The 7,574-nt window shown below is 72.2% G+C and carries 8 protein-coding genes; 2 read left to right on the top strand and 6 right to left on the bottom strand.

Features of this window, described 5'->3' with window-relative positions; translation table 11 throughout:
- Positions 1 to 42: 42 nt before the first annotated feature.
- Positions 43 to 246, bottom strand: coding sequence for a cold-shock protein (locus ACFTZC_RS41740; protein ID WP_382899324.1), 204 nt, complete (start codon positions 244 to 246; stop codon positions 43 to 45).
- A gap of 354 nt (positions 247 to 600) precedes the next feature.
- Here ACFTZC_RS41740 and ACFTZC_RS41735 point away from each other — a divergent pair, with 354 nt between their 5' ends.
- Positions 601 to 1,299: a TetR/AcrR family transcriptional regulator gene (locus tag ACFTZC_RS41735; protein WP_382899328.1), complete on the top strand. Its 699-nt coding sequence runs from the start codon at positions 601 to 603 to the stop codon at positions 1,297 to 1,299.
- A 103-nt stretch (positions 1,300 to 1,402) separates the two neighbouring features.
- The gene (locus tag ACFTZC_RS41730; RefSeq protein ID WP_382899326.1) at positions 1,403 to 2,986 is read left to right on the top strand and encodes an MDR family MFS transporter; all 1,584 of its coding nucleotides are present in this window, start codon (positions 1,403 to 1,405) and stop codon (positions 2,984 to 2,986) included.
- A 123-nt stretch (positions 2,987 to 3,109) separates the two neighbouring features.
- Here the strand turns inward: ACFTZC_RS41730 and metF are convergent, their stop codons facing one another.
- The 5 genes from metF to ACFTZC_RS41705 form a co-directional block, all read right to left on the bottom strand.
- A complete protein-coding gene (metF, locus tag ACFTZC_RS41725; RefSeq protein WP_382899322.1) occupies positions 3,110 to 4,054 on the bottom strand; it encodes a methylenetetrahydrofolate reductase [NAD(P)H] in 945 nt (314 codons plus the stop codon).
- Positions 4,055 to 4,241: 187 nt separating this feature from the next.
- Positions 4,242 to 5,126: an NmrA family transcriptional regulator gene (locus ACFTZC_RS41720; protein ID WP_382899320.1), complete on the bottom strand. Its 885-nt coding sequence runs from the start codon at positions 5,124 to 5,126 to the stop codon at positions 4,242 to 4,244.
- Between the two features lie 86 nt (positions 5,127 to 5,212).
- Complete coding sequence (locus ACFTZC_RS41715; RefSeq protein WP_382899318.1) at positions 5,213 to 6,310, bottom strand: PrsW family intramembrane metalloprotease; 1,098 nt, start codon at positions 6,308 to 6,310, stop codon at positions 5,213 to 5,215.
- Positions 6,307 to 6,927, bottom strand: coding sequence for a hypothetical protein (locus tag ACFTZC_RS41710; RefSeq protein WP_382899316.1), 621 nt, complete (start codon positions 6,925 to 6,927; stop codon positions 6,307 to 6,309). The genes ACFTZC_RS41715 and ACFTZC_RS41710 overlap by 4 nt, the downstream gene beginning before the upstream one ends.
- A gap of 4 nt (positions 6,928 to 6,931) precedes the next feature.
- Positions 6,932 to 7,462, bottom strand: coding sequence for a cupin domain-containing protein (locus ACFTZC_RS41705; protein WP_382899314.1), 531 nt, complete (start codon positions 7,460 to 7,462; stop codon positions 6,932 to 6,934).
- Between the last annotated feature and the right edge of the window lie 112 nt (positions 7,463 to 7,574).

Here is a 7,574-nt window from a genome sequence, read left to right as displayed (position 1 = left end):
GGTGGAGGTGAATCCACCGGGCCGGCGCCCTGTCTCCCCGGTTCAGGAGGGGAGGATGTTCTCCGCCTGCGGGCCCTTCTGGCCCTGCGTGACGTCGAAGGTGACCTTCTGGCCCTCCGACAGCTCACGGAAGCCCTGGGTGGCGATGTTCGAGTAGTGCGCGAACACGTCCGGACCGCCGCCGTCCTGCGCGATGAAGCCGAAGCCCTTTTCCGAGTTGAACCACTTCACTGTTCCACTGGCCATGATGAGTCTCCAATTCAAGGGACGCGTTGGTTCCCGCACGGTACGGGAACCGGAGGTGATCGCCTTGGTCCTTAGAGACGCTGAACAGCACAAACGCCCGTGACGGCACGTCACGGGCGAGCGGTACTTCGGAACCACGACAGCTTGATCAAGACGCTACAGTGCGCGACGCGATACAGCCACAGAAACGGCCAACTCTTGCGCGCGTGCCGCACGATCGGACCGCGTTCGGCCCATAATCACCCTTTCGCTCTCCTGCCGGCGCGCGTGGACCTGCGGAGCGGGCTCCATGCCGATCATGCTAGGGCGCCCCCGGGCGATAATAATTTTGCGCATCGTGCACTTTTGCATACTCTGCACGATGTGCAGAGTGAAGGTGCGGCGCTCGGTCTCCGTGAGCGCAAGAAGCAGGCCACCCGGACGGCGCTGTCGGAGGCCGCGGTGCGACTGGCGGCCGTTCACGGGGCGGAGAACGTCACCGTCGAGGCGATCAGCGAGGCCGCCGGGGTCTCGCCCCGTACATTCTTCAACTACTTCGAGAGCCATGACGACGCGTTCGTCATGATCGACCGGACCGTGGGCGAGCGGGTACGGCGCGCGGTGCGCGAGGCACCGCCGGAGCTGTCCGCGTTCGAAGCGGTACGCGAGGCGCTCGCGACCGAACTCACCCATGTGGAGGAGAGCCAGGAGATCTGGGACCTGCGCAGCGCGGTGCTGCGGCGCTCGCCCCATCTGCTGCTCCGCGGTATGGGCGCGCACATCGCCGAGGAGTTCCAGCTGGCGCAGACGATCGCCGAACGGCTCGGCTCGCCGCCCGCGCCGGTGGCGGACTCCCGGGGGGCGCCGGGCCCGCCGGACCCCTGCGCCAAGTTCCCCGACACCTCCCATCTCGGTCTCTACCCCCGACTGCTCGCCGCGGTCGCCAGCACGGCCGTACGGGTCGCCGTCGAGCACTGGTGCGCCCAGCGCGACACGGTCACCTTCCCCGACACCTTCCGGCGCGTCTTCGGCCATCTCACCGACGGGCTGACCGAGCCGAGGACCGACGGCTGACCCCCATGACTACCTGCCGCGTGACACGCATGCCCCGAACCGAACGCAGACGAAGAAGGACACCTTGAGTGCTACAGAGGCGCCGGAACAGGCGCCGACCTCCATGACCAACCGCCAGATACTCCAGGCGATGTCCGGCCTGATGGCCGGCATGTTCGTCGCGATCCTGGCCGGCACGGTGGTGGCGAACGCCCTGCCCCGCATCATCGCCGACCTGAACGGCAGCCAGTCCTCCTACACCTGGGTCGTCACCTCCGAGCTGCTCGCCATGACGGCGACCGTGCCCCTGTGGGGCAAGCTCGCCGACCTCTACAACAAGAAGCTGCTGCTCCAGCTCTCGCTCGCGCTGTTCGTCGTCGGCTCGCTGCTGGCCGGCTTCTCGCAGGGCGTCGGCCTGCTGATCTTCAGCCGCGTCGTGCAGGGCATCGGCGCGGGCGGTCTGACGGCCCTCGCGCAGATCGTGATGGCCGCGGTCATCCCGCCGCGCCGCCTCGGCAAGTACGCGGGCATCTTCGGCGCGGTCTTCGCCGTCGGTACGGTCGCCGGGCCGCTGGTCGGCGGTGTCATGGTGGACACCTCGTGGCTCGGCTGGCGCTGGTGCTTCTTCATCGGGGTGCCGTTCGCGCTCGTCGCGATCCTGCTGCTCCAGCGCACGCTGCAGCTGCCCACGGTCCGCCGCGAGGTGAAGATCGACTACCTGGGCGCGTTCCTGATCGTCGCGGGCGTCAGCGCGCTGCTCATCTGGACCTCCCTGGCGGGCAACAGCTTCGACTGGTTGTCCTGGCAGACGTTCGCGCTCACCGGTACGGGTGTGGTGCTGCTGGTGGCCGCGGTCCTGGTGGAGGCCCGGGTGCCCGAGCCGGTCATCCCGCTGGACATCTTCCGCAACCGCACCGTCACCCTGACCACGGTCGCCAGCCTGCTGGTCGGTGTCGCCATGTTCGGCGGCACGGTCTTCCTCTCCCAGTACTTCCAGATATCCCTCGGCAAGACCCCCACCGTCGCGGGCCTGATGGGGATGCCGATGATCCTCGGGCTGCTGGTGTCGTCCACCGTCGCCGGACAGATCATCAGCGCCACCGGCAAGTGGAAGGTCTACCTGATCGCGGGCGCCGTGATCATGACGGCCGGTCTGGGGCTGCTGGCCACCATCGACGCCGACACGGGCTTCGGGCTGCTCAGCCTGTACATGGCTGTCCTGGGCATCGGCGTCGGCCTGCTGATGCAGAACCTGGTCCTGGCCGCGCAGAACGACGTACCGGCCTCGGAACTGGGTGCGGCCACGTCCGTCCTGTCGTTCTTCCGGAGCATGGGCGGCACGATCGGGACGAGCGTGCTGGGTGCCATCCTGGCGAACCGGGTGACGGCCGAGATCACCAAGAGCCTGGGCGAGAGCGGCCAGGCCCCGGCCGGCGGCTCGGGCGAGAGCGCCGTACCGGACATGTCGACGCTGCCGGCGCCGATGCGGGCGATCGTGGAGAACGCCTACGGTGTCGCGACGGCGGAACTCTTCCTCGTCGCCACGCCGTTCGCCGCGCTCGCGCTGGTCGCGGTCCTCTTCATCAAGGAGAAGCCGCTCAAGACCACCAGCGGCATGGAGCGGCTCGCCGAGGAGGCCGCGGCGGGCAAGCGGGACGGGGAGGCCGGGGAAGCCGGTCAGAAGTCGTCGGCCGCTCCGGTGGGCTGACCGAAGGTCCCCACCACCGGCGGAACGGAGGGCGGGGGACGGACCGGGGGCCGAGCCCCGGGTCCGTCCCCCGCCCGTCGGCGTCCGTAGGCCTTCCGGTGCCCGAGCGCCGGGGCCGGCGGGTCAGTGGGGCGTGGCGGCCAGGGCGCGGTCGCGGCGTACCCCCACCCCCAGGTTCTGGTGGATCTCCGTCGTGGCCGTCGAACGGTTGAGGGTGATGTAGTGCAGGCCGGGGGCGCCCTCGGCGAGCAGCCGCTCGGCCATCAGCGTGGCGTACTCGACGCCGATGCGGTGCCCCTCCTCGGGCCGGTCCTTGGCGGCTTCGAGCCGCGCGGCCAGTTCGTCGGGGAAGCGCGCGTCGCTGAGCTCGGCGAAGCGGCGGATCTGCCGTACGTCGGTGGCGGGCATGATCTCCGGGATGATCGGGGTCGCGCACCCCGCCGCCGTGATCCGGTCGCGGAACCGCAGGTAGTCCTCGACGTGGAAGAACATCTGGGTGATGGCGTAGTCGGCGCCCGCCCGGCACTTGGCGACGAAGTGGCGGACCTCGCTCTCCCAGTCGGCGGAGCGGGGATGACGCTCGGGGAAGGCCGCCACGCCGACCGTGAAGTCCCCCAGCTCCCTGATCAGGGTGACGAGTTCACCGGCATGGGTGAAGCCCTCGGGGTGGGGCACCCAGGCGCCGCGCGGGTCGCCGGGCGGGTCGCCGCGCAGGGCCAGCACATCGCGGATCCCGGCGTCCGCGTACTGGCCGACGATGTGGCGCAGCTCGGCCACCGAGTGGCCGACGGCGGTGAGATGGGCGACCGGGCGCAGTGTCGTCTCGGCGGCGATGCGCTTGGTGACCTCGATCGTCCGGTCGCGCGACGAGCCGCCGGCCCCGTACGTCACGGAGACGAAGGACGGCGCGAGCGCCTCGATCCGGCGGATCGCGTTCCACAGCGTGCGTTCGCCCGCCGCGGTCTTCGGCGGGAAGAACTCGAAGGAGTACGAGGGCCCGTCGCCGGCCGGCAGGCCGCGGGAGGCCCCCGGGTCGTGGTGCGGACGGTCCGCGGTCTCTGCCGCCATGGAGGAGGTCCTTCCTGAAGTCACCCGGTATGTGAACGAGTACGGTCCGCACACATTAGCCGTGACACGCGTCCGCCCGCGGGTGTGACCACAGTCTGATCACCCGTGCCGAGGGGCGGGGCAACCGGTCCCGGGGCGCGCGGAGTTCGGCTTCGCGCTCCCCGGGACCGCCGGACAGGAGTCCCGCTCACTGCTGGGCGGGCGCCCCGTCCCAGACTCCGGTGGCGGCCGTCTCACGGGCGTAGTCGGCGAAGTCGCGGGGCTCGCGTCCCAGGACCTCCCGCACGCCGTGCACCGGAACGGCGTTGCGGCCGTCGAGGATCAGCCCGAAGAGATCCGCGAACTCGACCGGCAGTCCCCGCGCCGCCAGCCCGGCGCGGTAGGCGTCCACGGGGACGGGACGGTAGTGGATCTCCCGGCCGGTGACCCGGGTCAGTTCGGCGGCCACCTCGCCGAAGCCGAGCGAGCGGGGTCCCGACAGTTCGTACGTCCTGCCGGTGTGCCCGGGGCCGGTGAGGACGGCGGTGGCCACGTCGGCGATGTCGTCGGCGTCGATGAAGGGTTCGACGGCGTCGCCGGTCGGCAGCACCAGCTCACCGGCGAGGACGGGGTCCAGGAAGAAGCTCTCGCTGAAGTTCTGGTGGAACCAGCTCGCCCGGAGCACCGTCCAGTCGGCGCCGGACTCCTTCACGCGCTCCTCGCTGTCGAGGGCACCCTTGTCACCGCGTCCGGAGAGCAGCACGAGACGGCGCGCGCCCCGGGCGACGGCCCGTGCGGAGAAGGCTCCGATGGCGTCGGCGGCGCCGGGCAGTCCGAGGTCGGGGTAGTAGGTGACATAGACGGAGCCGACGCCCTCCAGGGCCGCGTCCCAGGTGTCGGGGTCCTCCCAGACGAAGGGCGGGGCGGCGGCGCGGGAGCCGATCCGTACGGGAATTCCCCGGGCGGTCAGCCGCTGTGCGACCCGCCGTCCGGTCTTGCCGGTGCCGCCGACGACCAGGACCGTCCCGTTCCCGGCCTCCGGCGCGTTCTGTGTGTCCTGCGTGCTCTGTATGTTCTGCGCGTTCTGCGTCATGGGGACAGCCAACTCCCCGCGGGGCGGCGGCGACATGGCCGTGAAGCTCACCTCCATACGCGCGCGTCCAGGGTCGGCTGTACGGATCAGGCCGGGTGTGCGCGCCCCGGCACCGCCCGGGCGGGGTCGCGCCACACGGCCGCCTGTTCCTCGACAACCTCCAGGTAGGCCGAGGCACGCGCCGCCGCGGCGGGGCGGCGCGCGGGCGGCAGTCCGCGCAGGGCGCGGCTGCGCGAGCGGCGGGTGAGCAGGTCGACGGAGAGCGGGGTGCGCGGGGAGAGGAGGAAGGCGCGGGCCCGGCGCCGGGCCCGGTGGCGCAGGACGACGGCGAATCCGAGGGCGATGAGGAAGTTGACGCCCACCCTGACGCCGAGGCCCGCGGCGGAGTCCAGCAGGGGCGCGTCGAACAGCCAGTGCATGCCCATCGCGGTGAGCACGCAGGCCGCCGCCGGGGCGATCCTGCGGCGTACGGGGCGGTCGCCGTGGGAGAGGAGGATGCCGACGCCGGTGCCGGCGACGGCGGTCATCGCCCAGTGCGAGCCGAGCCCCGTCACCATCACCCGGGTGGCGAAGGACTGGCTGACCTCTGCGGTGCCGTGCACTCCCCCGCCGAGCAGGATGGCGTTCATGGCGTACGTCCAGTTCTCCATGACCTGGAAGCCGAGACCGGTGAACGCGCCGAGGAAGAACCCGTCCAGCGGGCCCCGTACCAGCGGCCGGGCCACGAGGGCGATCAGGACGACGCCGCAGAGTTTGAGGAGTTCCTCGTTGAGCGGTGCGGTGAGCGCGGCGGCCCACCGGGAGCCGAATCCGATGCCGGCCGACTTCGACCAGATGCCCTGGAGCCCGGTGTTGGCGACGAGGGCGCAGCCGGCCGCCGCGGTGGCCCCCCAGAGGACCCCGCTCCAGGCCCAGCCGGGCGGCGGTGCCCGGAACGGGCGGACCCGACCGAGGACGGCCGTCCCGAGGCTCACGGTGAGCGCCAGCAGGACCACGGCCAGCAGCGCGGAGCCGGGGAAGACCCGGACGACCGGGCCGAAGTCGTCCAGGAGCAGCGCGAGACCGAGCAGGCACACGGCGGCGAAGGCCCAAACGGCCGGCCGGCGTCTCCACGAACCGCGTACGGCGTTGACGAGGAGGCGGAACCGGGCGGCCGGCGGGGGCGTGGTGGCGGGGGCGGTCATGACGTCCCCGGGGGAAAGGTGAGGCCGCGGGCCATGGCCGTGGCGTCGGCCACCGCGCCGGGGGCGGCCCCGGGCCGGGCGAGGACGATGATCTCGACGGCGTAGCCCCGGCCGGGCGGCAGCCAGAGGGTGGCGGAGCCCGTGCGGCCCCCGCCGGTCAGCCGTCCGGAGCGCCCGATGGCTCCCCGGGCGCCGGTGAGCGGCCGGGCGGCGCCCAGCCGGCTGCCGCTGTCGGCGACGGACTGGACCTTGCGCAGTCCGTTCCACAGTTCGCCGGGGTCCCCCGCCTCGGTGAGGCCGATGTAGCGGGCCGCCAGGCCGACGCCGTCGCGGGAGAGTGCGTACGCCGTGTCCGGGTCGCTGGACGACTTGCTGAGCCCCCAGCCGTGCCCCACCACCCGGAGCACGGCGGCGTCGCCGTCGGGGCCGAGTTCCAGGGCGGTCCCCGCGGCGACCCGTTCGCGGTCGCCCAGGGCCGCGTCGATCAGCGGCCAGCCTGCCGTCAGCGCGGCGACGACGAGCAGCACCCCGAGGACCGGGCCCCAGGGCCGCGTCACGCCGCGGCCGGGGCCGGGCGGGTCCTGGCGCGGGCGCCGGGTGGCCGGTGCGGGCTCCATCGGGTCAGACGTCGTGGCGCAGCGGGGTGAGCTGCTCGATGTCGTACCGCTTGCGCAGATCGGCGATGGCCGCCGGATCGGGGGTGCCGTCCTCCTTGAGGATGCCGAGGAGTTCCTCGAAGTACCGTTCGTGGTCGGAGGGCGGGGACGCCTGGAAGAACATCCTGGCGGGCTCGCCGCCCCGGTTGGCGAAGGCGTGCGGACAGCCGGGCGGGACGACGATGACGGTGCCCGGGGTGGCCCGTACCGTCCTCGTGCCGGACGCGGACTCCCAGTGGCGCCAGTCGTCGCTGAGCACCCGCGGTTCGAAGGCCAGCACGTCGAGTTCGCCGTCGAGGATGTAGAAGAGTTCCTCGCTGTGGGTGTGCCGGTGTGCTCCGACGTCGAACCCGGGCGGGACGACGACCTCGAAGCTGGAGGAGACCCGGGAGTGGGCTCCGGTGACCTTGAAGGTCACCTCCTGCGCCGCGGTGAGGATGGTGGTGCCTCCCCCCGGCGGGACGATCAGTCCCTGGGACGGCGTCACGTGGGTCATGCGGTGCTCCAGGACGGTGGACGGAAAGGTGTACGGGCGGGGGGGGGGGCCCCCCCGGGGCGGCGCCCCCCCCAAACCCGCCACCCCCCAGCGGCCCACCCCCCCAACCACA

This window comes from Streptomyces sp. NPDC056987, assembly GCF_042673865.1.
Classification (GTDB): Bacteria; Actinomycetota; Actinomycetes; order Streptomycetales; family Streptomycetaceae; genus Streptomyces.
The sequence above is the reverse complement of the archived record's forward strand: the minus strand, read 5'-3'. Positions and strand labels throughout refer to the sequence as shown.